This is a genomic window from Helicobacter sp. CaF467b, assembly GCF_022664765.1.
Lineage (GTDB): Bacteria > Campylobacterota > Campylobacteria > Campylobacterales > Helicobacteraceae > Helicobacter_D > Helicobacter_D colisuis.
Genome location: NZ_JALAIY010000001.1, coordinates 1 through 22,858 on the forward strand (window position 1 = coordinate 1; position 22,858 = coordinate 22,858).

Here is a 22,858-nt window from a genome sequence, read left to right on the forward strand (position 1 = left end):
TTTAGTAATTCTTGGATAAAATTAATCAAAATTTATTATTCACATACTATTCACATAATGTGAATAATTAAAAAATAAAAAGTGAGGTTAGTTTGCATCCTGTTTTATTACAACTAAAAAAAGAAATTACACCTTTTGAATTTGATAATTATATTACTCAACTTAATTTCAATGAAAAATATTCTCGCGATGATAGAATCATCTTTAATGCTCCAAATAATATCATTGCAAGCTGGATTAAGACAAAATATTCTAGTAAAATTGCCCAACTTTTTGAAAAACAAAGTGGTTATAAACCCGAAATTATTATTGAAGTTTTTAATCCTAATAAAAGAAAAGAAAGTAAAAATAATATAAAAAAAATCCAAAATGCCACTAATCTCAATCCTTCTTTAACTTTTAATTCTTTTATTGTTGGAAATTCTAATAGTTTTGCTTTTAATGTCGCAAAAGCTGTGGCACAAAATCAAAGCACAATTTATAATCCCTTAGTGATCTATGGTAACACTGGACTAGGTAAAACGCATTTACTCAATGCCATTGGAAATGCAAATGCTAATGTTGGAAAATCTGTAATTTATACTACTAGTGAACAATTTTTAAATGATTATTTACTTCACATACGCAACAATACTATGGATAGATTCCGAGAAAAATATCGCGCCTGTGATTATTTACTTATTGATGATATACAATTTTTAAGTGGTAAAAACCAAATCCAAGAAGAATTTTTTCACACCTTTAATGAACTCAAAAAAAATGACAAACAAATTGTGCTAACTTCTGATAGACCACCAAAAGATATGAATGGATTAGAAGAGAGATTAAAAACGCGATTCACTTCAGGGCTTTTAGCAGACATTCAACCTCCAGAGTTAGAAACAAAAATCAATATTATTAATGCCAAATGTGAATTAGATGGGATTCACCTAAGCCCAAAAATCATTGACTTTATTGCTGCAAATATTAATGATAATATCCGTGAAATTGAAGGGGTTTTGGTTAAACTTAACTTTTCAATTAATGTAACAAATATTCAAGAAATAACCATTGATTTTGTAAGAGATATTCTCAAAGAATATATTAAAGAATCAAAAGAAAATATTAATATGGATAGAATCATAGAAAATGTCGCAAAATACTACAATATCAAACCTTCAGAAATTCGTAGTAAAAGTCGCTCCAAAAATATCGTAACAGCTAGAAAAATCGTTATTTATTTAGCACGCACACTTACTCCAAATTCTATGCTTTCTTTAGCAGATTATTTTGATATGAAAGATCACAGCACTGTTAGTAAAGCAATGAAAAGTATCCAAGAAGAAATCAACAAGAATCCAAACTTCAAAACTATCATTGAAGAGCTAAAAAACAAAATCAAATAATCTATTTTAAAACAAAGTTTTGATAAAATTGTGAAATTATGTGAAAATAAATGCACTCAATATTCACATCAAAAACAACGATAATTTAGGAATTTTTAGTAGTTATTCAACTTTTCAATCTCTCTACTAATACTTCTAAATTTTATTTATATTAAAAGGAGATTTTATGAACATCATCATTCAAAATAGTGTCTTAGATAATATCTTTACTGCTCTACAACCTTTCTTAGATAAAAAAGATTCTAGTCAAATCACTTCTCATATCTATTTAGAAACAAAAGAAAATCAATTAATCTGCAAAGCAACTGATTTTGAAATGGGATTATGTTCAACTACAAATTCTCTAACAATTAATGAACAAGGAATCGCCACAGTCAATGGAAAACAAATTTTAGACATTATTAAAAGATTAAAAGAAGGCGAGATTAATCTTTACACAAATAATGAAAATCTCCATATTAAACAAAATAAGAGCTCTTTTAAACTTCCAATGTTTAATGCACAAGAATTTCCTAGTTTTCCAGAATATGAAACTCTGCCTAAACTAGAAATTAATTCCTTAGAACTCATTAATTCAATGAAAAAAATATTTCCTGTTATTGATACAAATAATCAAAAACGAGAACTTAATGGTGCATTATTAGATATTAAAGAATATTCTTATAACTTTGTTGCAACAGATACTAAACGCCTTGCAATGGTTAAATTTGAGAATCCATCAGGAAATAATCTTGCCCTAATTTTTCCCAAAAAAGCAATTACGGAAATTCAAAGATTGTTTTTTGATCATATTGAACTTTTCTATAATGAAAAAAATGTTGTCATTAAATCTCAAAATTATGTCTTTTTCTCTCATCTTATTAATGGAAAATTTCCAGATTATGAGAAAATTTTACCAAAAGAGATTCAAACTAAACTAACTATTCCAAAAACAAAAATCATTGAGGGAATCAAAGTTATCAATTCTGTTACTAATGATGTTAAAATTACTTTTAGACCTAGTGAGATTCTATTTGAATCTTTAAGTCAAGATAATTCTGAAGCACAAACACAAATTGAAATAGACTTACCTATCACAGAGGAAATTGAAATAGGAATCAATTCACGACATGTTTTAGACTTTTTAAGTCAAATTGAAACAACAGATTTTATCTGGGGATTAAATGGAAAAAATGCACCTTTTATTTTAAAAAGTGAAAATTTCTCCACAGTCGTGATGCCAATTATTCTTTAAATTTTTATAAATATCAAGGAAAAGAATGGAAAACAAACAATATTCAGGTAGCAGTATTAAAGTTTTAAAAGGCTTAGAAGCCGTTAGAAAACGCCCAGGAATGTATATTGGCGACACTAATACAAATGGTTTGCATCATTTAATTTATGAAGTAGTTGATAACTCTATTGATGAGGCTATGGCTGGGTATTGTAATGAAATTTCTATTATTTTAACAAAACAAGGCAGTGCGATTATTAAAGATAATGGTCGTGGAATCCCAGTAGATATTCACCCTACAGAAAATATTCCTGCTGCAACTGTTGTTTTAACTGTGCTTCACGCTGGTGGAAAGTTTGATCAAGATTCTTATAAAGTTTCAGGTGGTTTGCATGGAGTTGGTATTTCTGTTGTTAATGCTCTCTCTAAATCCCTTCAAATGACAATTCATAAAAATGGAAAAATTTATCGCCAAAACTTCGCTCAAGGAATTCCTCAAGATGAATTAAATATCATTGGAGAATGCAAAGATAATGGAACAATTATTGAATTTATTCCAGATGATAGCATTTTTGAAATCACAGAATTTCAAAGAGAAATCTTATCAAAACGCTTTAAAGAACTTGCCTATTTAAACAAACAAGTTACGATTCACTTTAAAGATGAGCGCGATGGGTTTAATGAAATTTATCATTTTGAAGGTGGTTTAAATCAATTTGTGAGTGATTTAAATAAAAAACCATTAATCTCAACAATTATTAATTTTGAAGGCACTGAAAACGATGTAGAAATACAAATTGCCCTAGCCTATAATGAAGGTTTTGAAGAAAAGGTTTTAAGCTTTGTTAATAATATTCGGACTATTGATGGGGGAACTCACGAATCAGGCTTTAGAATGGGATTAACTAGGGTAATTACTAATTATATTGAAGCTAATGCTAATGCAAGAGAAAAAGATTCTAAAATCACAGGAGAAGATATTAGGGAAGGCTTAGTAGCCATTGTTTCTGTTAAAGTTATTGATCCACAATTTGAAGGACAAACAAAAGGTAAATTAGGAAGTGCTTTTGTTCGTCCAGTTGTCCAAAAACTCACTTATGAAAAACTTGCTAAATTTTTTGAAGAAAATCCTAATGAAGCTAAAGCAATTATGCAAAAAGCTCTATTAGCAGCAAGAGGAAGAGAAGCAGCTAAAAAGGCACGAGAATTAACACGCAAGAAAGAAACCTTTAGCGTTGGAACATTACCTGGTAAGCTTGCTGATTGTCAAAGCAAAGATCCAAGCATTTCAGAAATTTACCTTGTGGAGGGTGATTCAGCTGGAGGTAGTGCTAAACAAGGGCGTGATAGGGTTTATCAAGCGATTTTACCTTTAAGGGGTAAAATTTTAAATGTTGAAAAAAGCCGTTTGGATAAGATTTTAAAAAGTGAAGAAATTAAGAATCTTATCACTGCTCTTGGCTGTGGAATTGGAGAAGATTTTGATATTACTAAAATTCGTTATAACAAAATTATTATTATGACAGATGCGGATGTAGATGGTAGTCATATTCAAACTCTCTTAATGACTTTTTTCTTTCGTTATTTGCGTGGCATTATTGAATCAGGTTATTTATATATTGCACAACCTCCACTTTATCGCTTTAAAAAAGGAAAAAAAGAAATTTATCTTAAAGATGAAAAGGCTTTAAGTGAATATTTAATTGAAAATGGGATTGAAAATTTTGAATTTCAAGGCATTGGAACAAAAGATTTAATGGAATTTTTTAAAATTGTGGCTCATTATCGTTCTACTTTAAATGAATTAGAAAAGCGATTCCAACTTATTGAAATTGTGCGTTATTTGATTGAAAATCCTGATTTAATTGGTATGCAAAATCAAGATTTATATGCAAAAATTAAGGAGAAAATTCAAAGCTTAAATTTTAATATTTTAAATGAAGTGATTGAAGAGCAAAGGATTCACCTTTATGTGCAAACGGATTCTGGATTAGTGGATATTAAGATTGATGAAGATTTATTTACTCATCCACTCTTTGAAGAAGCTCATTTTGTATTCAGTAAATTAAAAGAAAGAGATTTAGGATTTTTAAATGGTAGCGATCCTTTAGAAATACTAGAAAAAATAGAAGAAAGTAGCAAAAAAGGTGCGGATATCCAAAGATATAAAGGTTTAGGAGAAATGAATCCAGAACAACTTTGGGAAACAACAATGACACCAGAAAATCGTCGTTTGATTCGTGTAGAAATTAAAGATATTGAAGAAGCAAGTGAAGTTTTTTCTCTCTTTATGGGTGATGAGGTAGAACCAAGGCGTGAATATATCCAAGCACACGCAAAAGATGTTAAGCATTTAGATGTTTAAGGTTTAAAATGGTGATAATAGCAGGAATAATTGATTTTTTTACAAGTCTTAATGGATTTTTTTATTTGTTAGCTTATTTAGTCGGTGGAATCCCCTTTGGATTGATTTATGGTAAAATTTTTGGTGGTGTTAATATCCGAGAAACTGGAAGTGGCAGTATTGGTGCGACAAATGTCTTAAGAACTTTAAAAGAAATAAATCCAAAAATTGCAAAAAAAGTAGCGATTTTAACAATGATAAGTGATGCTCTAAAAGGAGCTTTAGTTATTTTAATAGCAAAGTTTTTTAACCTTACTTATGAAGCTCAATGGATGATAGCCTTTTTGGCAGTAGTTGGGCATTGTTTTAGTCCTTTTTTAAAGTTTGAAGGAGGTAAGGGAGTAGCTACAGGAGTGGGCGTTGTTGCAGTATTTTTACCCATTGAAGCGATTTTAGGTTTAATTATTTGGGGATTAGTTGGAAAGATTCTAAAAATCTCTTCTTTAGCCTCTTTAATTGGTGTTTTATTTGTTGGAATAATGTCTTTTGTTTTGCATCCAGAAATTCCACATATTCATACACATGCACCTCTTCTTTTGATTATGTTTATTATTTTTTATAAACATATACCTAATATTATTCGTTTATTTCAAAGAAAAGAGCAAAAAATTCTTTAATTTTTTGTTTTTCTTTGATAATTAGATTTATTTTTTAATTTTAACTCTTCATATAAATTTGGCAATATCTTCACATTTTCTTGATAAATGAATTTTATAATTTCACTTACAGATGAAAGGAAACTTGAATCTAAAATTTAAAACTTATTTTTAAAAGGAGCAAAAATGAAAACTTTAAAATTATTTGGAACTTTAGCTTTAGCAGCGTTATTTTCAACTTCAGCAATGGCAGATTTTGACTTTGATGTGCAAGGACAAATTTCAGCTGTAGATGATAAAAATAAAACTATTACTTTAGTAGGACCAGGTGGACAATTAGTGATTAAAGTTTTACCTTACACAGAAATTAAGGGTGATGATTGCGGTCCATTTGGACAAGATATCTATGGAAGTTTTAAGGATTTAACTCCAGGTAAATATGTTAAAGTAGAAGCAGTGCCTTATGGTGGATATAATGCTTATAGTGCTAATAATGCTCAAGCAATCAATCCTGCAACAGGGTTACCAAAAGATGGGCAACTCACTGCAAAAGAGATTGAATGGAATTGTATGCCTAGGGCGTATTAATTTTTAATAACTTCAAATTTTTTATACCTTTAAAATTTGCGGTAAAATACCAAAAATTTTTAAAGGTATTTTATGGATTCTCAAACACTCATACAACAAGATTTAAAACACATTTGGCATCCTTGCACACAAATGCAAGATCATGAAAAAAACATTCCCCTAATCCCTATTCAATCTGCAAAAGGCGTATATTTATATGATTTTGATGGTAATCAATATTTAGATTGCATTTCAAGTTGGTGGGTTAATCTTTTTGGACATTGCAATCCTTATATTAATCAAAAATTAAAAGAACAATTAGAAAAATTAGAACATATTATTTTTGCTGGATTTACGCATAAGCCTATTATAGATTTATCAAATCGTTTGGTTAAACTTTTAGATTCTAAATTAAATAAATGCTTTTATGCAGATAATGGTTCTAGTGCGATTGAAGTAGCCTTAAAAATGGCATTTCACGCTCAAGCGATTAAAGGTAAAACAAAAAATAAATTTTTATGTTTGCAAAATGCCTATCACGGCGAAACTATTGGTGCTTTAAGCATAGGAGATGTTGGGATTTATACAGAAGTTTATCAGCCAATTTTACTTCAAACTCTAAAGATTAAAGCTCCTGTTGGAGAAGATTATGAAGAATCTTTAAAAGAATTAAAAGAAGTTTTAACAGATAAAAAAGATGAAATTGTAGCTTTTGTGTTAGAACCTTTGATTCAATGTGCAGGGAATATGAATATGTATTCTAGTAAATTTATCAAAGAAGCAGTTGCATTATGTCAAGAAAATGGTATTTATGTGATTTTTGATGAGATTGCAGTTGGTTTTGGACGAAGTGGAAGTATGTTTGCTTATGAACAATGTGATGTGGTACCAGATTTTTTATGTTTAAGTAAAGGCATTACTGGAGGATATTTACCATTATCAGTGGTAGTAACAACAAATGAAATTTATGAGCTTTTTTATGCTCCTTATGAAGAAAATAAGTCTTTTTTGCATTCCCATTCTTATACGGGTAATCCCCTTGCTTGTGCTTGCGCGAATGCTGTATTGGATCTTTTTGAAAAAGAAAATGTCATCGCAGAAAATAAGATTCTCTCACAATTTATTTGGGAAAAAATGCAAATTTTAGAATCCTTTGCTTTTGTAAAAAAATTAAGGCATTGTGGTATGGTTTTTGCCTTTGATTTAGTAGGCTTTGAGGGACAAAGAAAGGGTTTGGAAATTTTTAATTTGGCATTGAAAAAAGGCTTATTATTACGACCTTTAGGGAATACAATTTATTTTATGCCTCCTTATATTATTACAAAAGAACAAGTTTGTTATGTTATAGATTGTTTGGAAAATATTTTTAAAAATCTAAAAAATTAATTTTAAAAATATTATTTTTTAAATTTATAAAAGCATAATATTATTTTAATTAAAATGTTTAACTAATTTTATACAAATAAGGTTTATCATGGAAATTTCATTGAATTTTTATGCGACTTTGGTGGCATTAGTAGCAGTATTGTTACTTGGAAGATGGATTATTTCGCGGAGTAAATTTTTGCAAGATTATAATATTCCTGAACCTGTTGTAGGGGGAATTATCGTTGCAATTGCTATTTTCTTTCTTTTAAAATATGGTGGAATTAAATTTCAATTTGATAATTCTCTAAAAGATCCTTTAATGTTAGCTTTTTATGCAAGTATTGGATTAAGTGCAGATTTTGCTTCTTTTAAAAAGGGTGGAAAGATTCTTTTTGGATTTTTATTTATCGTAGCAGGACTTTTGATTTTACAAAACATTACTGGAATTGTAGTGGCTAAAATTATGGGTGTTAATCCACTTATAGGACTTTTAGGCGGTTCTATTACAATGAGTGGTGGGCATGGGACAGGTGCTGCTTGGGCAGAGGTATTTAAAAATTCACCTTATAATTTCACAGCTGCTTTAGAAGTAGCGATGGCTTGTGCGACTTTTGGATTAATTGCAGGTGGAATTATCGGTGGTCCTGTGGCACATTATTTGGTAAAAAGATACAATTTAAAACTTCCTAATGAACATTCACAAGATGAAATAGAAATTGCTTTTGAAAAGCCTGGAAAAGAACGCTTAATCACAGCGACTTCCTTTGTTGAATCACTAGCATTGATTGCAATTTCATTGTTTATAGGAACAATGGTGGCAAAATTCTTTCAAGGAAGTTCTTTTACTTTACCAACTTTTGTTTGGTGTTTGCTTGTAGGGGCAGTTTTGCGAAATGTTTTACAAGCTACTAAGATTCATCAAGTTTTTGATAGAGAAGTAGCAGTGCTTGGAAATGTTTCACTTTCTTTATTCCTTGCATTTGCTTTAATGACAATTAATCTTATGGAACTTGTTTCTTTGGCATTGCCAATGTTAGTAATTTTACTTATTCAAGTAGTCATTATGGTATTTTATGCGGTTTTTATTACTTTTAGATATTGTGGTAAAGATTATGATGCAGCTGTTTTAGCAGCTGGACATTGTGGCTTTGGATTAGGTGCAACTCCAACAGCAATGGTAAATATGCAAACAGTTACTCAACACTATGGACCAAGCCATATGGCATTTATCATCGTTCCTTTAGTAGGAGCATTTTTTATTGATTTGATTAATGCATTTGTAATTAGTGGAACACTAAAATTTCCATTTTTTTAATTTTTAGAAGTTATCCATTTTTTGGGTAGCTTTGTAAAGTTAAATTAAAATGTATGAAATAAATAAAGATTGTGTAAAATTTGGAAGGTTGCATATGGAATTAAAACAATTAGGAAAACAAACAGATTATGTTTTTCAATACAATAAAGAAGTGTTAGAGACTTTTGAAAATAAACATTCTAAACGCGATTATTTTGTAAAATTTAATTGCCCTGAATTTACAAGTCTTTGCCCTATTACAGGACAGCCAGATTTTGCTACGATTTATATTTCTTATATTCCTAATCTTAAAATGGTGGAATCAAAATCATTAAAACTTTATCTTTTTAGTTTTAGGAATCACGGAGGTTTTCACGAGGATTGTGTGAATCTGATTTTAGATGATTTAGTAGAGCTTATGGAGCCAAAATATATTGAGGTTTGGGGAAAATTCACACCAAGAGGAGGGATTAGCATAGATCCTTATGTAAATTATGGAATCCCTAATACCAAATATGCAGAAATGGCAGAATTTAGGCTTTTAAACCACGATTTATATCCAGAAAAAATTGATAATCGCTAGAGAAAAAGTGTTAAATTTTCAATCCATTGGATTTTAAAAGCAGAATCTTTTGCAGTTTCCTTAGAGAGAATAATTGCACTAAGGCAATAAGAATCTTTATTTTTTTCTGCTTTTAAATACACTTCAATACTTTTAATTAAACGCGTTAGTTTAGTTTTGGTGATATTAAATACAGGTTCAAAACCAATTCCACTTTTAACTTCAATAAAGTATAAAACCCCCTCTTTTTTAGCAATAATGTCAATTTCTCCAAAGGGTGTGAAAAAGTTTTGTTTTAGAATTTCAAAGTTCTGATTTTTGAGATACTCACAGGCAAAAGATTCGGCTTCTTTTCCCTTTTGAGTGGTATTCATTAGTTTTTCTCAATCCGTATCATTACAGGTTTTTCCTGTGTGATTTCTAGGTTATTGATTTTTTCTATGGCAATTTGAATCTTTGATTCAAGACAAGTGTGAGTAGAAAGCAATAAGGTAGAATGATTCTTATTTTTAGCCTTGCGTTGTAAGAAAGTATCAATAGAGATTTCTTGTTGCCCTAGAATCGTTGTAATTTGAGCCAAAACTCCAGGTTTATCAAGGACAATAATTCGTAAATAATAGGCACTTTGAATCTCTGCTATGGGCTTGAGTGTGAGATTTTTTTCAATGGAGGATTTAAAACCAAGCATTGGAGAGCTTTTGGTGCGAGCAATTTCAATAATATCTGAAATAACAGCGCTTGCAGTCGCATTTCCCCCTGCACCTGCGCCATAAAAGAGTGTTTCGCCTACATTATCACCTACCACACTAATAGCATTCATCACTCCATCAACTTTACCAATCATCGCATTTTGTGGCAATAAAGTAGGGTGGATTCTAAGTTCCACACTTTCTTTGTCCTTTTTAGCGATTCCTAAAAGCTTAAGGTTGTATCCAAATTCTTTTGCAAAATCTATGTCTTCTTGTGTGATTTGTGTGATTCCTTCAATTAAAATATCTTCAGGCTTAGCATCAATTCCATAAGCAATACTTGCTAGAATCAAAAGTTTGTGTGCGGCATCATAACCACCAATATCAAAACTAGGATCACTCTCTGCATAGCCAAGCTCTTGGGCTTCTTTTAAAGCTTCTTCAAAACTAAGATTCTGTTCTTTCATCTGTGTTAAAATATAATTACAAGTCCCATTGATGATTCCACAAATACTTAAGATATGATTAGCACCAAGTCCATCGCGCAAGGCTTTGATAATAGGAATCCCACCTGCTACGCTTGCTTCAAAACCAATTGGTAAGTCTCCGGCAATTTTTTGTAAATCATAGCGGTGATAGGCAAGCATTGCTTTATTGGCAGTGATAAAGGCTTTGGAGTGGTAAAGCGCTTTTTTAGCAATTTCAAAAGGCTCTTGAACACCTCCTGCTAACTCCACAATAATATCAATTTCAGGATCTTCTAAAATGCTTTCTACTTCATTTGTGATGGGAAAATCAAAGATTTCTCGACTTTTTGAGAGATTTTTCACCACACCCTTTTTAATGATAATTTGGCAACCTGCTCTTGCTGCAATGAGATCTTGATTTTCTTTTAAAATTTTTGCAACACTGCTTCCAACGACGCCTAGCCCAATGATTCCGATATTTAATTGTTTTTTCATAAAAGTGCCTTTTTTAGATAAAGTTGAATTATAGCATTTTAAAAATAAGATTTTTTTAAGTTTCAAGGAAATTTTGTAGAGTTTGGTGTGTTATTTTAGAGTTTTTGAAATTTCCACAAAAAATCAGAAATATAGTCTTGCTCTTGGCTTTCTTTTAGTAAATCTTTGATTGTTTCATCGGTGATTCCAAATTCTTTTTGTAGCCAATCTTTTTGGGAGAGAAAAAGTGAGCTAAAAGCACTATTAGAGCTTTGTGGAAGAGTAGAATCTAAATTTCCAAGAGGTTTTTTAATAGGATTAGAATTTTGTGTTGAGGTTTGTTGATTCTCCTGTGGTTTTTGGGGCTTTGTGGTTTGTGGTTTGTGTGGTTCTTTTGGAGTTAGAGAAACTAGAGTATTGATTTTAAAAGCCATTTTTCACCTCCATTTATGGTAATGTGAATTTTATCATAAGTGTTTGGTTTTTGCCCTTTAATCAAATAAATATAAAAAACTATGTTATAATGCAACTTTTAGAGAGAATTTTTAAGGATAATGTTTGATTTTAAGCCACGAAATACCGCAAGATTCGAAGCTTTATTTTGGCAAAAGTGCAAAAGTTAAAAGGGATTTTGAAAATCTTGTCAGCGAGATACTTTATCAAAATGATTATGAAGAGATTCTAACCCCGACTTTTTCTTATTTACAATATCAAAGAGATATGCAAAGCAGGGAGTTTGTAAGAATCAGCAATCCCTTTAACCATCAAATCACACTAAGAAGCGATTCTACTATTGATACTATTAGACTTTTAGCGCCCCATTTAAAAGAAAATAACACAAAAAAGAAGTGGTTTTATATCCAGCCTATTTTTACTTACCCTACAAAAGAAATTCACCAAATAGGTGTAGAAAATTTAGAAGAATGCGATATTTTACCCTTTATACAAATGTCACTTAAGATTCTAAAAAATATAAATATTAAGCCTTTTTTACAATTATCAAATGTGAAGATTCCAGAGATTTGTGCAAAGGAATTTGGGCTATCTTTAGAAGTTTTTGAAAAAAATGATGTGGGCGCTATCCAAGGCACTAATGAATTTTTAGCAGAACTTTTGGAAGTGCAGGATAAAGATTCACTTAAAACTCTTTTGATAAAAGCTCCAGAATCTTTAAAAAAAGAATTAGAAAGTTTATTAAATTTAACACAAAACATTGATTATGAAAATATGATTCTTGCACCACTTTTTTATTCACCTATGTCTTATTATAAAGGAATGCTTTTTCGTTTTTTCTTGGAGAATCAAACAATGATTTTAGGCGGAGATTATGAGATTTTAGAACAAAGGGCTTGTGGTTTTGGTATTTATACAGATTGTGTAATTTTGCATTTAATTAAGGAGAAGAAATGAGGACAAAGGCAGATTTGATTGTAGGGATTCAATGGGGTGATGAGGGTAAAGGTAAAATGGTGGATTTACTTGCCCAAAATTATGATTATGTTGTGCGCTATCAAGGAGGACATAATGCGGGGCATACCATTGTTGTAAATGGTAAAAAATACGCCTTACACCTAATTCCATCAGGAATTCTCTATTCTCAATGTAAAAATATTATTGGTAATGGAGTTGTGATTAGCCCAAGTGCATTGCTAGAAGAGATGCAACAATTCCAAAATTTAGAGGATAGATTATTTATTAGCAACAAAGCTCATTTGATTCTATCTTATCACGAGTTTTTAGATAAATTAAATGAAAAAAAAGCCAAAAAGGCTATCGGCACTACAGGCAAGGGAATAGGACCTGCTTATACCGATAAAGTCGCGCGTAAAGGCTTTAGAATCGGAGAGTTAAGAGACACACAAGCTTTGTGTGAAAAAATCTTAGAATTAATGGAAGAAAAGGATATTATTAATTTAGGTGGAGAGATTCCTAGCAAAGAATTTCTTAAAGCAAAACTTGATTCTTATGCAGAAGCGCTACTCCCTTTTGTAGTAGATACAACTAGTTTATTATGGGCGGCTATGGATAGGGGAGAAAAAATTCTCTGTGAGGGTGCGCAAGGAAGTATGCTTGATATTGATCATGGAACTTATCCTTTTGTTACAAGCTCTACAACAACAGCTTCAGGTGCGTGTAGTGGGAGTGGAATCTCTCCTAGAGAATTAGGCAATGTCATTGGAATCACTAAGGCTTATTGCACAAGAGTGGGAAATGGACCTTTTGTAACAGAAGAAAAAGGAGAGATTGGAGAGCTTTTGCGCCAAAAAGGAGGAGAATTTGGCGTTACCACAGGACGAGCTAGAAGATGCGGTTGGCTTGATGCAGTGGCTGTAAAATATGCTTGTCGTTTAAATGGTGTAAGTGAGTTAGCTATGATGAAGCTTGATGTATTAGATGGTTTTGATGAAGTGAAAGTCTGCACTCAATACCAAGATAAAAATGGCACGATTCTAGAAACTTTTCCTTTTGATTTTGAAGGTATAAAACCTATTTATAAAAGTTTCAAAGGTTGGGATAAAACTGCTGGAATTAGAGAGTTTGATAAGTTACCACAAGCAGCGCAGGAATATATTTTGGAATTAGAGAAATTAATTGGAGTGAAATTTAGTATGATTTCTACTAGCCCTGATAGGAATGATACAATTTTTAGATGAAAACAAAATTCACTCAGCTTGTGATTTTGCGCAAAAAAAAAGTAGATGAAGCTGAATTAATGCTACAAAAAAATACGCAACAAATCCAAGCCAAACAAGCTGAAATTGATGCTTTAGTGAGAGAATTTGCGACATTAGAAGAACCAAAAAGTGGGGTTTATCAAGCTTTTTTAACTTTTGTGCATCACAAAAATGAATATCGCCAAACTATTGATTTTAAAATGGGAGAATTAGCCTTACTTAAAAGGCAAAAGCAAGAATTGCAAGATTATTTTAAAGTCCAAAATATAGAATACGAAAAAGCAAAATATTTAGATGGATTAGAAATTAAGAAAAATTTAGAAAGATTAAAAAAGCAAGAAAGCAAGGATTTAGATGAAATTTCTGTAATGCTTTATGCTAATCATAAGGAGCAAAAATGAAAAAAGCAGTGTTTTTTGGCTTTTGTCTGACAAGTTTTTTGTGGAGTGTGGAAGGGAGTGGGATTGTTGATTGCAATATTATTTTTGAACAGAGAAAAGCAGAAATTTTGCGAGAGATTGAAAAGATTGATGAACAACAACAAGCCTTGCAAGCTTTGCAAAGTGCCACTCAAAATGTTTTAGACCAAAAAGATGCGGATTTAAAAAAACGAGAAGCGGCTTTGGCGGCTGAAAAAAAGGAATTAGAACAAAGAGAAGAGGCAATTAAAAGGCTTTTAGAAAAAAATGAAAAGATTCTAGCAGAAATAAAAAATACCACACAGAGCAAAATTGGCACAACTTATGCAGGTATGAAAGATTCTAAATCTGCTGCAATTTTGGAAAATCTCCCAGAATCTGAAGCAGCGATGATATTGTTTGCACTAGATACAAAAGTGGTGGGCAAGATTCTAGCTAAAATGGACCCACAAAAAGCAGCGAATCTAACGCAAATAATCCAAAAAGGACCCCCTTTTGAAACCCAAGAAACAAAAGTAAATTCACAAAATAATTAAAATTTTATGAAAAAGCCTTAAGTCCAACGCTACAAACCACAATACTAGTAACAAAGAAAAGCTTGGAGAAGCTTTTTGATTCATTATATAAAAAAATCCCCACAAGCACTCCACCAGCTGTCCCGATGCCTGTCCAAATAGCATAAGCAATACTCATTGGAATCTCTCTTAATCCCAAAGATAAAAGACTTAAGCTAAGGACAAACAAAAGAAAAATGCCTAATAGATAGATTTTCTTGTTATCAAGCGCAAATTTTTTTATGCAAATCACTCCAAAAATCTCTGTAATCCCAGCTAAAATCAAAAATACCCAACTCATCTTAAATCCTTTGAATTAAGCGTTTCAAGCCGATTATCTAATTCATTAATCCCTAAATCTTTAGAAATTTCTTCAATGGCTTTTATATCTTGTTTATCACTCTCTTTGCTTACAAGCTTTAAGCCTATAATACTTAAAATCAAAAGGACAATTAAAGTAAGTTGCAAAGGATTGGTTGGAGCATTAAAAACAAGAATCTCACTAAGCGCTACTCCAGCAGCACCAATTCCCACAAACACAGCATAAGCAATACTTACCTCAATTTTTTTTGTCGCTAGAATCATTAGCACAAATGAACAGCAAATTCCAAAAGCAGTAAAAAAATATTCTAAAAAACTTGTTGAATACTTTAATCCACTCACCCAAAAAATTTCGATGATTCCACCAAGAATAACACAAAACCAGCCCAATTTCATAAGCTTCCCCCAAATAATAATTATAAATATTTTTAAGATTGTAAAAATAAAACAAAAAGATGAAGTTGATTAATAAAGAGTTTGTAGTGCCATAATGTTAAAAATAGTTTTTAAGGCTTTTAGTGTTGGTTTGACAGAAAACTTACAATACATTTTCCCTCCTTTTATAAACAAGCCTTGGTGTGAAATTCTAGCAAAAAATTTTGATACAAAACTTAATTAAAACTCTTGTAATTAGTAAGGATTAAATCATGATGATGATTAAAATTTTTGGATTCAAGAGAGATTTTTTGTTTAATTTCTGTTTTACTCATACCTTATTGATATAAAACCTTAATGTAGCCTTTTATGCTAAGAATAAATATATTTTTTAAATTGACATTTTTATCATTTTTTTCAAAGATTATTTTCATAGCAATTCCTTTAAAATGTTTTATGGAATTCTTACAAAAAAGTATGAAGAAATTTTACTAAAAAATGTTAAGTTTTAATGAATTTTTTTAAGCTTGTAAGGCAGAACCTTACTTAGCGAATGGCTCTAATGGCATTTAGTAAAGCTAAAAGCGCAACTCCCACATCGCCAAAAAGGGCTATCCATAGGTTTGTTGCTCCAAAGGCACCAAGAATCATAATTCCTATTTTAACACCCAAAGCCAAGAAAATATTTTGCCACAAGATTTGCCTTGTTTTTTTGGCAATTTGCAAGACTTTTGGAATTTTTCTTAAGTCATCATTCATAATAACAATATCTGCTCCCTCTAGCGCGACATCACTCCCTGTTTTTCCCATTGCAATACCAATATCACAAAGTGCAAGAGAAGGTGCATCGTTGATTCCATCTCCTACAAAAATCACTTTTTTATTTTTTTGATTTTGGGTTTGGAGGATCGTTTTTAGATGATTGACTTTGTCATTTGGCAAAAGTGAGGCAAAAAAGTGCTTGATTCCTAGACTTTGAGCGACTTCTTGAACGACACTTTCCTTATCACCACTTAGGATATAAATTTCTTCTAAATGCTCTCTTTTTAGCTTCTCTATAGCTTCTTTAGCTTCATTTTTTATGGCATCTTCTAAGATAATATCTCCAATGGTTTCTCCATCATAGGCAATGAAAATTTGGCATTTTAAACTAGAATCTTTTGGGAGATTTTGTTTTGTTAGGGATTGAATAAAACGAGCATTCCCCAAAGCAATGGCTTTATTTTCAAACATCGCACTCACTCCGCCTCCAGAGCTTTCTTTGAGGTTACTAAGTTTTTTTAAATCTTCTTGTAAGTTTATTTCATTGTTGCAGTTCATAATGGCTTTTGCAATGGGGTGGTTAGAGTGAGATTCGAGCAATTGAGCAATTTTTAATATAAATTTTTCATCATAATTTTTATAAGAATTAATTTTTTTAATGATTAATTTGCCCTTTGTTAGAGTTCCTGTTTTGTCAAAAATAATGGCATTAGCATCTTTTAGGGCTTCAATATAGCTAGAGCCTTTGATTAAAATTCCTTCTTTTGAAGCTTTTCCAAGTGAAGCAAAAAAGGTTAGTGGAATAGAGATTACCAAAGCGCAAGGACAAGAGACGACTAAAAAGATAATTCCACGATAAAGCCAAATTTTAAGTGCTTCTATTAATTCCATTTGACCAAAAGCCCAAAAATAAAGCGTAGGGAAAAGAATAATGCCAAAGGCTAAAAGCGTTACAATGGGGGTGTAGTAACGCGCAAATTTTGTGATAAACTCTTCACTTCTGCTTTTTTGCGCACTACCCTCTTCAATTAGCTTGATAATTTTGCTAAAGGTTGAATTTTCATAGCTTTTAGTGGCTTTTAAATGTAAAATAGAATCAAGATTAATGCTACCAGAAAAAAGAGAATCTCCCACTTTTACATTTTGTGGCAAGGATTCTCCATTGAGAGCAGAGTTATCAATACTGCCCTCGCCTTTTATAATGATTCCATCAGCAGGGATTCTTTCCCCAGCAAAAATTACTAAAATATCGCCTTCTTGAATATTTTTTGGATCAATATTTTCAATTTTTTCATTTTTAAATAAATGGGCTTGTTCTATTTTTATAGAGGCAAGGGTGCGAATAGATTTTTTAGATTTTTCGACAACTAAATCTTCTAGGGCTTCTCCAATGCGATAAAAAAGCAAGATTGCTACGGCTTCGGCTCCTTGAGCGATTGCCCAAGCACCAATGCTTGCAAGTGCCATAAGGCTATTTTCGTTAAAAAATTCGCGTTTATAAAACCCAATCAATGCCTTTTTTAAAATTTCATAGCCTAAAGTAAAATAGCAGAAAAGATAAAAACCATAAAGTATGGGGGCATTAAGATGAAAATTAAAGATTCCAAAATCTCCACTAAGTGCAATAAGATAAAGGATAATGCTAAAATAAAAAAGACTTTGGGCTAGTTTATTTTTAAAATCACTCTTTATATGAATTGTATTTTGGGTATTTGTGCAAGTGTTGCAGCAATTTGCCATTGTTTTCTCCTTATATTACATTTCTTGAATATGTTCTAAACCTTGTTCAAAGATTTTTTCAATATGGTCATCATCGAGTTCATAAAACACTTCTTTGCCGATTTTTTTATACCGCACAAGTCTTGCTTGGCGTAGGATTCTAAGTTGGTGAGAAACAGCGGAGGGAGAGAGGTTTAAAAGTTCTGAAATTTCTCCCACACAAAGTTTTTCTTGCTGAAGTAAAGAAAGGATGCGAATGCGCGAAGAATCACCAAAAATTTTAAAAAATTCTGCTAACTCATAAAGCAATTCTTCTTTGGGGAGTTTTTTTAAAATATTTAAAAGTCGTTCTGAATCAGGCTCTTGCATCTATTTCCCTTAATATTGTTTAAAATATAAAATTAATAAAAGTATGAATATATGAATATTTATTCATATATAGAAATATAACTTTTTATTCTTTATAAAAAAATTAAAACATAAGGATATTAAGCTTAAAACGATACAATTTCGTGCGTAAATTTTAGGCAACAAAGATGATTTGATAAAATTGGGTTTTTAGAGAAAAGGATTATTATGTCATTTACTCAAGAAGAATTAGAAAGATACAATCGTAATATTTTATTAAGTGGAGTTGGGGAAGAAGGGCAACAAAAGCTAAAAAACGCTAAAGTGCTTGTAGTAGGTGCTGGTGGGCTTGGTTCTCCAGTTTTATTTTATTTAGCTGCTGCTGGGATTGGCGAGATTGGAATCTGCGATGGCGATAATGTGGATTTGAGCAATCTTCAAAGACAAATTTTGCACACAACAAAGGATTTAGAAAAAAACAAAGCACTCTCAGCTAAAGAAAAGCTAGAATCACTCAATCCCAAAATTAAAATTAACATTTACAAAGAGCGGTTAAATGTGAGTAATATTTTAGGGATTATTAAGGATTATGATCTTGTCATAGAGGCTACAGATGCCTTTGCTTCAAAGTTTTTGCTTAATGATGCTTGTGTGCTTGGGGGCAAGATTCTAGTTAGAGCGAGTGCCTTGCATTTTTGCGGACAGGCAATGAGTATAAAGCCAAAGGAAAGTGCTTGTTATGCGTGTTTATTTGATTCTCCACCACAAGGAGAAGTTCCAACAGGCGCAAGTGTAGGAATCTTGGGTGCAGTTGCTGGGCTTTTTGGCTGTATTGAAGCCAATGAAGCGATAAAAATCATTACAGGAGTTGGTAAGCCACTTTTTGATCAATTTTTAACTTGTGATGTACGGGATATGGAATTTCGTAAAATTAACATTAAGCGCAACTTAAAATGTCGCGTATGTGGTGAAAATGGTATAAAAAGTTTAGATTTAGATAGGTATCAATGAAGTCTATTTTTCAAAGAAAAGTTGTAAATTGCCTTGATAGGAGCGATGAAGTAGATTGTGGCAGTGTGGGCAGAGATTAAGAGGCTTTTGATTGAAGATTTTAGTTTGAATTTTGTGAGAGTAAATACCTAAAAAAAACTGCATATCAGTGCGGATAATAGCTAGAAAATCGGCATTTTTGTAGTTTTTTAGGCTTTCACCACAGGCGCTTAGATGCACGAGTGGTTCTCCTTGAGTGCGAAAAAGTGATTCTTGAATCTTGGCTTGGTAGAGCATCACTTTTGTGGTGGTTTGATTGGGAAGTGGTAAATAGATTCCATTTTCATCTAATGTCAAATCAGCAAGATTTGCAGCAATCCCACTTGTTTGGAGAATTTTTAGTATTTCACTAGTAAGATTAATCTGCTTTGTATGGCAGGATTCTATGGTTTTTTGAAAAAACAAAACCTAAGCCTTCATTGTCGCTTTTTCAATCAAATCACAAATAATATGAGCCATTAAAAGATGCATTTCTTGAATCCTTGGTGTATCATCACTAGGAGAAAGAAGTAGGAGATCGCACCATTTTTTCATTTCTCCGCCATCTTTGCCACTAAATCCTAGAATCTTACATTCCATTTCTTTGGCGCATCGCATAGCGTTTAAAACATTGGTGCTATTACCGCTTGTAGAGATTCCCCATAGCAAGTCACCTTTTTTAGCAAGTGCTTCAAATTGCCTAGAAAAAACAAAATCATAACCATAGTCATTTCCAATAGCAGTTAAAGCACTTGTGTCTGTTGTTAGGGCTATGGCGCTTAAGCCTTTTCGCTCTCTTTTGTAGCGTCCTGTAAGTTCAGCTGCAATATGTTGAGAATCAGCTGCACTTCCACCATTACCACAAATGAGAATCTTGCCTCCATTTTGAAGTGTTGTAATAGCAAGATTAGCAGCTTCTTGAATAGAATCAACAAGACTTGACATTTTTTGAGTGGTTTGCAAGTGAGATTGGATTTCATTTAAAATATGTGCTTGCATTTTTATTCCTTTTTGATTTTTTTTATTGTTGCACTAGTGCTTTTGCCTTCTATAAATTCAATTAAACGCACTTCTTTAACAAGGTCGCTTCCAACTATTTTTTTATTGGCATAATCTGCGCCTTTAACTAAAATATCAGGTTTAATTTGGCTAATGAGATTAAGCGGTGTATCTTCATCAAAGATAATAACAAAATCTACACATTCTAATGCACACAGCAGTGCGGCTCTATCCTCTTGAGAGTTGATTGGGCGCTCATCACCTTTAAGCCGCTTGATAGAAGAATCGCTATTTAATCCAATAATAAGCAAATCTCCTAATTCACGAGCTTTATTGAGATAGCTAATGTGTCCAAAATGCAAAATATCAAAACAGCCATTGGTAAAAATAGTTTTAAAATCTTGCGACTTTAAGGTTTGTAAAAACTCTAAAAATAAGGCAAAATCATTAGATTTTATAAATTTAGAGTCAAGAGCCATTGGCTTTTGTTTTTGTGAGATTCTCTGCAAATGTGGCAAAAATTTGGAATCAGCAAGATTAGTATTAAGAATCTTTGGAATTTCTTTGGAGAGAGAATCTAAGAGATGATTGTCTCTAAGGTAATTTAAAATTTCTTGCTTATTAGCCGTTGCTGATCCGACTTTGCCTACCACCACAGCTGCTGCGGCATTAGCAAAGTGAAGACTAGAGAGAATATCTTCTTCTTTTGCAAGCATAAAAGCTAAAGCTGCAATAACGGTGTCTCCAGCGCCCGTTACATCAAAAACTTCTTTGGCGATAGTTGGGATTTTGTGTAATCCGTCTTTTAAGATTCCAATTCCATCTTCACTTAAGGTGATGAGTGAATATTCAAGATGGCAAATCTCTTTTAGTTTTTGGAGAGCTAGGAGCAGTGAAGAATCATCTTTTATTTGGATTCCTGTAGCCTCAGTGGCTTCTTTTTTGTTTGGGGTTAGAAGAGTAGCACCTTGATATTTGGAATAATCTTTGCCCTTTGGATCAATGAGAATCTTAAGTTTAGAATCACAAGCAAGTTGAATGAGGCTTTGAGTGAGATTTTGACTTAAAACACCTTTTTGATAATCAGATAAAACGATACAATGAATTTTGGAATGCTTGATTAATTTTTTGGCAGATTCTAAAATAAATTGTTCTGCTTCTTTGTCAATTAGGCTTTTATCTTCTCTATCTACACGCACAACTTGTTGATGTGAAGCGATGATGCGGGATTTTTGCGTGGTGGGTCGATTCTTGCTAAAGTGGATTCCTTGAGTGTTGATGTGAAGTGATTCTAGCTTGTTTTTGAGATCCTCACCTGCCTTATCAGCACCTGCCATTCCACAAATAAACACATTGCAATCTAGGGCGATGAGGTTGCTTGCGACATTACAAGCGCCTCCTAGGTTGAGTGTTTCTTTGGTAACTTCAATCACCTGCACGGGAGCTTCTGGGGAGATTCTTTCGCATTTGCCCCAAATATAATGATCTAAAATCAAATCCCCAATGACTAAAATATTGGGTTTCAATTAATAGCCTTTAGCGTGAATAGCTTTGATTTGATCAAGATAGTTTTTGATACCAATTTCTAAAGAGAATCTAGGCTCATAACCTAAAAATTCTTTTGTTAGCACGATATTAGCCTCAGTGTGTGTTTGAAAAAAAGAATAAGGATTGTCAAAATATTCTACTTCAAATTCCCCTAGCTCTTTTTTCAAACAAGCCACAATATCATTATAGCTTCTTGATTTTCCACTGCCTACATTATAAACGCCACTTTTTTTAGCATTGATAGCTTTTACATTGGCTTGAATAACATCTTGAATATAAACAAAATCGCGTTTTTGCTCTCCCATCTTGAAGAGTCTTACTTTTTTGTTTTGGAGTGCTTGTAAGCCAAGTTGCAGAATCATTGAAGCTGTTTTGCCTTTGTAAAATTCATTTTCGCCATAGACATTAAAATATCGCAATCCAACGATATGCAAACTAGGATTTTCTTGTAAATATTTGGAAGCTAGATGATCCATCATTAATTTAGAAAATCCATAAGCATTCTCTGGAATCTCGCCACTACCAATGCTATTTGGTGCAGGAGTGTTGCCATAAACTCCTGCGCTTGAAGCATAAATCATTTTTGCTTCGCTTCTTATGCTCAAATCTAGTAAATCTTTAAAGGCATTAAGGTTGCTGCGCAAAATAAGCTCTTGATTAAGCACGGTAGTATCTGAAATGGCTGCTTGATGAAAGATATAATCAAAATTCATATTTTCTAATCTTTGCAAATCGGCTTTGTTGTTTATATCTCCTGCGATGACCTCACCCTTAAATTCTAAAAGATTCTTAAAATGTCCTAGTGATTTTGGATTTCCATTTTCAAAAGCTTCCCCATTTCTAAAACAATCAAAAACTACCACTTGAGACTTGGGGTGATATTTTTGAAAATAAAGCGCGAGATTAGATCCAATAAATCCAGCGCCACCTGTGATTAAAATACGTTTTCCTGCAAGGGTGTCATCAATGTATTGCATTTAGATTCCTTGTGATAATTTATAAATGCTACATTATAACAAAATACCTTTAAAAGATTTGTTTGGTTTAGGGAGTTTATGCTATTATTTTGCAAAGATTATTTTAATGCAAG

Annotated in this window: 24 protein-coding genes; 13 read left to right on the forward strand and 11 right to left on the reverse strand. The window is 32.1% G+C overall.

Annotated features, from left to right (window positions below; genetic code table 11):
* Window positions 1–92: 92 nt before the first annotated feature.
* From dnaA to queF, 8 genes are all read left to right on the forward strand, one after another.
* Window positions 93–1,385 carry a chromosomal replication initiator protein DnaA gene (gene dnaA / locus MKD52_RS00005; protein WP_112057629.1) on the forward strand — a complete coding sequence of 431 codons (1,293 nt, stop codon included), beginning with the start codon at window positions 93–95 and terminating at the stop codon, window positions 1,383–1,385.
* A gap of 166 nt (window positions 1,386–1,551) precedes the next feature.
* Complete coding sequence (dnaN, locus tag MKD52_RS00010; protein WP_112057628.1) at window positions 1,552–2,619, forward strand: DNA polymerase III subunit beta; 1,068 nt, start codon at window positions 1,552–1,554, stop codon at window positions 2,617–2,619.
* Window positions 2,620–2,644: 25 nt separating this feature from the next.
* Window positions 2,645–4,963, forward strand: a complete 2,319-nt coding sequence (gene gyrB / locus MKD52_RS00015) for a DNA topoisomerase (ATP-hydrolyzing) subunit B (protein WP_242098739.1) — start codon at window positions 2,645–2,647, stop codon at window positions 4,961–4,963.
* A gap of 8 nt (window positions 4,964–4,971) precedes the next feature.
* The gene (plsY, locus tag MKD52_RS00020; protein WP_242098741.1) at window positions 4,972–5,619 is read left to right on the forward strand and encodes a glycerol-3-phosphate 1-O-acyltransferase PlsY; all 648 of its coding nucleotides are present in this window, start codon (window positions 4,972–4,974) and stop codon (window positions 5,617–5,619) included.
* Between the two features lie 165 nt (window positions 5,620–5,784).
* Window positions 5,785–6,186 (forward strand): DUF5666 domain-containing protein, encoded by a 402-nt coding sequence (locus tag MKD52_RS00025; RefSeq protein ID WP_242098743.1) that lies wholly within the window; start codon window positions 5,785–5,787, stop codon window positions 6,184–6,186.
* Window positions 6,187–6,258: 72 nt separating this feature from the next.
* Window positions 6,259–7,551: an adenosylmethionine--8-amino-7-oxononanoate transaminase gene (locus tag MKD52_RS00030; protein ID WP_242098745.1), complete on the forward strand. Its 1,293-nt coding sequence runs from the start codon at window positions 6,259–6,261 to the stop codon at window positions 7,549–7,551.
* An 88-nt stretch (window positions 7,552–7,639) separates the two neighbouring features.
* Complete coding sequence (gene gltS, locus MKD52_RS00035) at window positions 7,640–8,848, forward strand: sodium/glutamate symporter (protein WP_242098747.1); 1,209 nt, start codon at window positions 7,640–7,642, stop codon at window positions 8,846–8,848.
* 94 nt (window positions 8,849–8,942) lie between these two features.
* Window positions 8,943–9,410, forward strand: a complete 468-nt coding sequence (gene queF / locus MKD52_RS00040; protein WP_242098749.1) for a preQ(1) synthase — start codon at window positions 8,943–8,945, stop codon at window positions 9,408–9,410.
* On the opposite strand, the gene MKD52_RS00045 is transcribed toward queF, so the two are convergent.
* The 3 genes from MKD52_RS00045 to MKD52_RS00055 form a co-directional block, all read right to left on the reverse strand.
* Complete coding sequence (locus MKD52_RS00045) at window positions 9,407–9,763, reverse strand: YraN family protein (protein ID WP_242098751.1); 357 nt, start codon at window positions 9,761–9,763, stop codon at window positions 9,407–9,409. The genes queF and MKD52_RS00045 overlap by 4 nt on opposite strands.
* Window positions 9,763–11,040 carry a homoserine dehydrogenase gene (locus MKD52_RS00050; protein WP_242098752.1) on the reverse strand — a complete coding sequence of 426 codons (1,278 nt, stop codon included), beginning with the start codon at window positions 11,038–11,040 and terminating at the stop codon, window positions 9,763–9,765. The genes MKD52_RS00045 and MKD52_RS00050 overlap by 1 nt, the downstream gene beginning before the upstream one ends.
* Before the next feature lie 95 nt (window positions 11,041–11,135).
* Window positions 11,136–11,453 (reverse strand): hypothetical protein, encoded by a 318-nt coding sequence (locus MKD52_RS00055; protein ID WP_112057616.1) that lies wholly within the window; start codon window positions 11,451–11,453, stop codon window positions 11,136–11,138.
* A gap of 124 nt (window positions 11,454–11,577) precedes the next feature.
* On the opposite strand from MKD52_RS00055, the gene MKD52_RS00060 reads away from it, so the two are divergent.
* Genes MKD52_RS00060 through MKD52_RS00075 form a run of 4 tightly spaced genes read left to right on the forward strand, consistent with a single transcriptional unit; the run spans window position 11,578 to window position 14,649 of the window.
* Window positions 11,578–12,429, forward strand: a complete 852-nt coding sequence (locus MKD52_RS00060) for an ATP phosphoribosyltransferase regulatory subunit (RefSeq protein ID WP_242098754.1) — start codon at window positions 11,578–11,580, stop codon at window positions 12,427–12,429.
* A complete protein-coding gene (locus MKD52_RS00065) occupies window positions 12,426–13,673 on the forward strand; it encodes an adenylosuccinate synthase (RefSeq protein WP_242098755.1) in 1,248 nt (415 codons plus the stop codon). Before MKD52_RS00060 ends, MKD52_RS00065 begins: the two co-directional genes overlap by 4 nt.
* Window positions 13,670–14,095, forward strand: a complete 426-nt coding sequence (locus MKD52_RS00070) for a flagellar export protein FliJ (protein ID WP_112057613.1) — start codon at window positions 13,670–13,672, stop codon at window positions 14,093–14,095. The genes MKD52_RS00065 and MKD52_RS00070 overlap by 4 nt, the downstream gene beginning before the upstream one ends.
* Window positions 14,092–14,649 carry a MotE family protein gene (locus tag MKD52_RS00075; RefSeq protein WP_242098757.1) on the forward strand — a complete coding sequence of 186 codons (558 nt, stop codon included), beginning with the start codon at window positions 14,092–14,094 and terminating at the stop codon, window positions 14,647–14,649. The genes MKD52_RS00070 and MKD52_RS00075 overlap by 4 nt, the downstream gene beginning before the upstream one ends.
* A gap of 4 nt (window positions 14,650–14,653) precedes the next feature.
* Here MKD52_RS00075 and MKD52_RS00080 read toward each other — a convergent pair whose 3' ends face one another.
* The 4 genes from MKD52_RS00080 to MKD52_RS00095 all read right to left on the reverse strand — a co-directional run bounded on the left by MKD52_RS00080 (window position 14,654) and on the right by MKD52_RS00095 (window position 18,213).
* Complete coding sequence (locus MKD52_RS00080) at window positions 14,654–14,968, reverse strand: multidrug efflux SMR transporter (RefSeq protein ID WP_112057611.1); 315 nt, start codon at window positions 14,966–14,968, stop codon at window positions 14,654–14,656.
* Entirely contained in the window at window positions 14,965–15,384 is a 420-nt protein-coding gene (locus tag MKD52_RS00085; protein WP_242098760.1) for an SMR family transporter, read from the reverse strand. The genes MKD52_RS00080 and MKD52_RS00085 overlap by 4 nt, the downstream gene beginning before the upstream one ends.
* 525 nt (window positions 15,385–15,909) lie before the next feature.
* Complete coding sequence (locus MKD52_RS00090) at window positions 15,910–17,865, reverse strand: heavy metal translocating P-type ATPase (RefSeq protein WP_242098762.1); 1,956 nt, start codon at window positions 17,863–17,865, stop codon at window positions 15,910–15,912.
* 15 nt (window positions 17,866–17,880) lie between these two features.
* Complete coding sequence (locus tag MKD52_RS00095; RefSeq protein ID WP_242098763.1) at window positions 17,881–18,213, reverse strand: metalloregulator ArsR/SmtB family transcription factor; 333 nt, start codon at window positions 18,211–18,213, stop codon at window positions 17,881–17,883.
* 207 nt (window positions 18,214–18,420) lie between these two features.
* On the opposite strand from MKD52_RS00095, the gene MKD52_RS00100 reads away from it, so the two are divergent.
* Window positions 18,421–19,203, forward strand: coding sequence for a HesA/MoeB/ThiF family protein (locus MKD52_RS00100; protein ID WP_242098765.1), 783 nt, complete (start codon window positions 18,421–18,423; stop codon window positions 19,201–19,203).
* A 3-nt stretch (window positions 19,204–19,206) separates the two neighbouring features.
* Here MKD52_RS00100 and MKD52_RS00105 read toward each other — a convergent pair whose 3' ends face one another.
* Genes MKD52_RS00105 through rfaD form a run of 4 tightly spaced genes read right to left on the reverse strand, consistent with a single transcriptional unit; the run spans window position 19,207 to window position 22,745 of the window.
* A complete protein-coding gene (locus MKD52_RS00105; RefSeq protein WP_112057606.1) occupies window positions 19,207–19,647 on the reverse strand; it encodes a hypothetical protein in 441 nt (146 codons plus the stop codon).
* Window positions 19,648–19,650: 3 nt separating this feature from the next.
* On the reverse strand, window positions 19,651–20,220 hold the full coding sequence (gene gmhA, locus MKD52_RS00110; RefSeq protein WP_112057605.1) for a D-sedoheptulose 7-phosphate isomerase: 570 nt from the start codon (window positions 20,218–20,220) through the stop codon (window positions 19,651–19,653).
* A gap of 2 nt (window positions 20,221–20,222) precedes the next feature.
* The gene (gene rfaE1, locus MKD52_RS00115; RefSeq protein WP_242098769.1) at window positions 20,223–21,746 is read right to left on the reverse strand and encodes a D-glycero-beta-D-manno-heptose-7-phosphate kinase; all 1,524 of its coding nucleotides are present in this window, start codon (window positions 21,744–21,746) and stop codon (window positions 20,223–20,225) included.
* Complete coding sequence (gene rfaD / locus MKD52_RS00120) at window positions 21,747–22,745, reverse strand: ADP-glyceromanno-heptose 6-epimerase (protein ID WP_242098771.1); 999 nt, start codon at window positions 22,743–22,745, stop codon at window positions 21,747–21,749. It abuts the gene before it with no gap.
* Window positions 22,746–22,858 lie beyond the last annotated feature (113 nt).

What these genes read in the sequence shown, in the direction of transcription:
- dnaN (WP_112057628.1), top strand. Translation starts at nt 1,552, where the DNA reads ATGAACATCATCATTCAAAATAGTGTCTTAGATAATATCTTTACTGCT.
- gyrB (WP_242098739.1), top strand. Translation starts at nt 2,645, where the DNA reads ATGGAAAACAAACAATATTCAGGTAGCAGTATTAAAGTTTTAAAAGGC.
- plsY (WP_242098741.1), top strand. Translation starts at nt 4,972, where the DNA reads ATGGTGATAATAGCAGGAATAATTGATTTTTTTACAAGTCTTAATGGA.
- MKD52_RS00025 (WP_242098743.1), top strand. Translation starts at nt 5,785, where the DNA reads ATGAAAACTTTAAAATTATTTGGAACTTTAGCTTTAGCAGCGTTATTT.
- MKD52_RS00030 (WP_242098745.1), top strand. Translation starts at nt 6,259, where the DNA reads ATGGATTCTCAAACACTCATACAACAAGATTTAAAACACATTTGGCAT.
- gltS (WP_242098747.1), top strand. Translation starts at nt 7,640, where the DNA reads ATGGAAATTTCATTGAATTTTTATGCGACTTTGGTGGCATTAGTAGCA.
- queF (WP_242098749.1), top strand. Translation starts at nt 8,943, where the DNA reads ATGGAATTAAAACAATTAGGAAAACAAACAGATTATGTTTTTCAATAC.
- MKD52_RS00045 (WP_242098751.1), bottom strand. Translation starts at nt 9,763, where the DNA reads ATGAATACCACTCAAAAGGGAAAAGAAGCCGAATCTTTTGCCTGTGAG.
- MKD52_RS00050 (WP_242098752.1), bottom strand. Translation starts at nt 11,040, where the DNA reads ATGAAAAAACAATTAAATATCGGAATCATTGGGCTAGGCGTCGTTGGA.
- MKD52_RS00055 (WP_112057616.1), bottom strand. Translation starts at nt 11,453, where the DNA reads ATGGCTTTTAAAATCAATACTCTAGTTTCTCTAACTCCAAAAGAACCA.
- MKD52_RS00065 (WP_242098755.1), top strand. Translation starts at nt 12,426, where the DNA reads ATGAGGACAAAGGCAGATTTGATTGTAGGGATTCAATGGGGTGATGAG.
- MKD52_RS00070 (WP_112057613.1), top strand. Translation starts at nt 13,670, where the DNA reads ATGAAAACAAAATTCACTCAGCTTGTGATTTTGCGCAAAAAAAAAGTA.
- MKD52_RS00075 (WP_242098757.1), top strand. Translation starts at nt 14,092, where the DNA reads ATGAAAAAAGCAGTGTTTTTTGGCTTTTGTCTGACAAGTTTTTTGTGG.
- MKD52_RS00080 (WP_112057611.1), bottom strand. Translation starts at nt 14,968, where the DNA reads ATGAGTTGGGTATTTTTGATTTTAGCTGGGATTACAGAGATTTTTGGA.
- MKD52_RS00085 (WP_242098760.1), bottom strand. Translation starts at nt 15,384, where the DNA reads ATGAAATTGGGCTGGTTTTGTGTTATTCTTGGTGGAATCATCGAAATT.
- MKD52_RS00090 (WP_242098762.1), bottom strand. Translation starts at nt 17,865, where the DNA reads ATGGCAAATTGCTGCAACACTTGCACAAATACCCAAAATACAATTCAT.
- MKD52_RS00095 (WP_242098763.1), bottom strand. Translation starts at nt 18,213, where the DNA reads ATGCAAGAGCCTGATTCAGAACGACTTTTAAATATTTTAAAAAAACTC.
- MKD52_RS00100 (WP_242098765.1), top strand. Translation starts at nt 18,421, where the DNA reads ATGTCATTTACTCAAGAAGAATTAGAAAGATACAATCGTAATATTTTA.
- gmhA (WP_112057605.1), bottom strand. Translation starts at nt 20,220, where the DNA reads ATGCAAGCACATATTTTAAATGAAATCCAATCTCACTTGCAAACCACT.
- rfaD (WP_242098771.1), bottom strand. Translation starts at nt 22,745, where the DNA reads ATGCAATACATTGATGACACCCTTGCAGGAAAACGTATTTTAATCACA.